A 2317-nucleotide genomic window follows, 5' to 3' on the forward strand; every position below is an offset into this window, starting at 1 on the left:
ACGCGTGTCTTCGGTTCGAACCAGGGATCTGCCGAGCACGCCTGGAACTCATGCGGTATGCAGATTCACGACAGCTTCCTGGTCTACACCCCCACGACCGAGGCGCCGCTCTCCCGACCCCAGGCGCTCGACCGCGCGTCGTGGTCGACAGAGATGCAGGCCTGGCTCGCCCTGCACGATCCGACCCAGGCCTCGTTCACGCCGGTTCCCGCACCGGCCGAGGCGCCCTTGCCCTCATCGGCCAGCGTCATCGCCAACCGCAGCGGCCAGGTGCTGGGCGCGGGGCGGGTGCTCAAGAGCGACCAGTACCCTGGGCTGCATCGCATGAACCTGAACACGGGGCCCCATCCCCAGCCTCGTCTCACCGGTGCCCCCAACTACCGTGAGGTGAACGGCGAGAACATCCACGGGGTGGCCCAGCCCACCATCGAAGGCATCAAGGGCGTGCTCACGCAGGCGGGCGCAGGTCCCGACGGCAGCGGCAAGCCCGCGGTGTGGACGAGCCTGCGGGAAGAGCCCGTGGTCTATGTCAACGGCCGCCCCTTCAACGTGCGCGAGCTCGCCGGCTGGACGCGCAACATCGAGAACCCTGGGGCCACCACCGAAGAGGTCGAGCGCTCCGACGCGCAGCTCAAGGCCGACATCCAGGCCGAGCTCGCGCGCAACGGAAACCGCATCCTCGTGCACGATGAATCGCCGGATGGCAAGCTGGTGTCGCACTTTGAAGAGGTCAAGCCCGAGAACGTGAAGACCCCACGCGAGGTCTTCGACGGGTTGAAGGCCGAGGGGTACAAGGTCGACTATGCCCGCATCCCCATCACCGACGAGAAGGCGCCGGACATGGCCGACTTCACCGCACTGGTGAACCGCCTCAAGGACGTGCCGTCAGACCAGCCCGTCATCTTCAACTGCCACGCGGGGCGTGGGCGAACCACCACGGCCATGGTGATGGCTGGGCTCATGCAGCGCGCCGCCAAGGACGTGCCGGGCGACGAGGGCATCGCCAAGGAGCCCGCGGTGCGAGAAGACATCAAGGAGCGGGCGAACTATCGCACGGGCGACTATCGCGTCATCTTGAGCCTCATCCGAACCCTCGAGCGCGGTCCGAAGTCGAAGCAGGAAGCCGACGTAATCATCGATCAGTACAGCGGTCTGCAGAACCTGCGCGAGTCGATCCTCGACTACAAGCAGAAGGCCGAGACCGCCCCTGACGTGCAGCAGCGCGTCGAGGCGCGCGAGCGGGGGCAGCAGTATCTCGAGCGCTACTTCAAGCTCATCGCGTTCGACGCCTACGCCAAGGAGCAGGCCCCGACGGGCTACCAGAAGACGTTCGAGACCTGGATGAAAGAGCATCCGGCCTTGCCCCGGCTGCTCGACAACGTGCAGCTGGCCATGGGCTTCAACGAGAAGAGCAATGGCACAAGCGCCTACGCCTGAGGGCCCAGGTGGAGTCGATCTGCGACTCGACTGGAGCGCTTCGTCTGATGAGCCCCCCGTGCTCGCGCGCGACGCCGATGGCTTCGTCGAGTCCGTGAGCGGTGACGAGGCCTCGACCTTGACCGCGGGGAGCATCGACGACGCCCTCGCCGCGGAGCCTGTGGTGCCCGCGGGTTCCGAGTCGGTGAGCGCAGCGAGCGTCGTTGCGGCTCAGGCGCGTGATGCCTTCGAGGCGGCCGAGGAACGGGTGAGGGCCATCGAGGCCGCCTTCGATGTCTTGTCTGAGGAGCCCGTGTCGGTGGCGGGAGAGCAGCTGCGGCGCATACGTCGCGCCGTGGCGGGCGAGGCCCTCTCGCCGACCGACGTCGCGTCGCTTGTGGCTGAGGTGCAGAGCTACCTCGAGGCCCGTCTGGGTGAGGTTCGCGCGCGTCCCGTGTATGACCACGATCGCATGCGCGAGGGGCGTGCCCGTCTCGAAGAGGGCCTCGGTCTCTACCTCGAGATATGCCCGCTCATCGATCGCTGGGCAACATCGCGCGAGGCTGCGCTGGGCGACCTCATCGAGCGTCTCGAGGCCGCCGCGGCCCGCGCCCTGCAGCAGGCCCGCGACTGCTATGCGTCGGCGGTACCGGCGTCCACGCCCTAGAGGCTCGGCCGAGCTCCTGGCGCCGCGGCAGGAGATGCGCGTCAGCGCCTGAAAGCCATCGCTGTCATGCCACTGCTCACCGCACTTGCGCGCTTTCGCTACGTTTTCGCGGCCGTCTGCCTGGCGGTTGCCGCCAGAGCGGGTGGGGGGCAGAGCTACGGAGGCGGCTCGCGCTCATCGAGCAGCTCGTCTCGTTCGAACAGCGGTCCCAGCTACAGCGGTCCCAGCTACAGC

At 67.6% G+C, this 2317-nt stretch carries 2 protein-coding genes; both read left to right on the forward strand.

The features are described 5' to 3' along the window. A partial coding sequence (locus EB084_23910) for a hypothetical protein (protein ID NDD31308.1) occupies window positions 1-1437 on the forward strand: 1437 nt, incomplete at its 5' end. Beyond that, on the forward strand, window positions 1415-2083 hold the full coding sequence (locus tag EB084_23915) for a hypothetical protein (protein ID NDD31309.1): 669 nt from the start codon (window positions 1415-1417) through the stop codon (window positions 2081-2083). The genes EB084_23910 and EB084_23915, both read left to right, overlap by 23 nt. Window positions 2084-2317 lie beyond the last annotated feature (234 nt).

This window comes from Pseudomonadota bacterium, from assembly GCA_010028905.1.
In the GTDB taxonomy this organism is placed as follows: Bacteria; Vulcanimicrobiota; Xenobia; order RGZZ01; family RGZZ01; genus RGZZ01.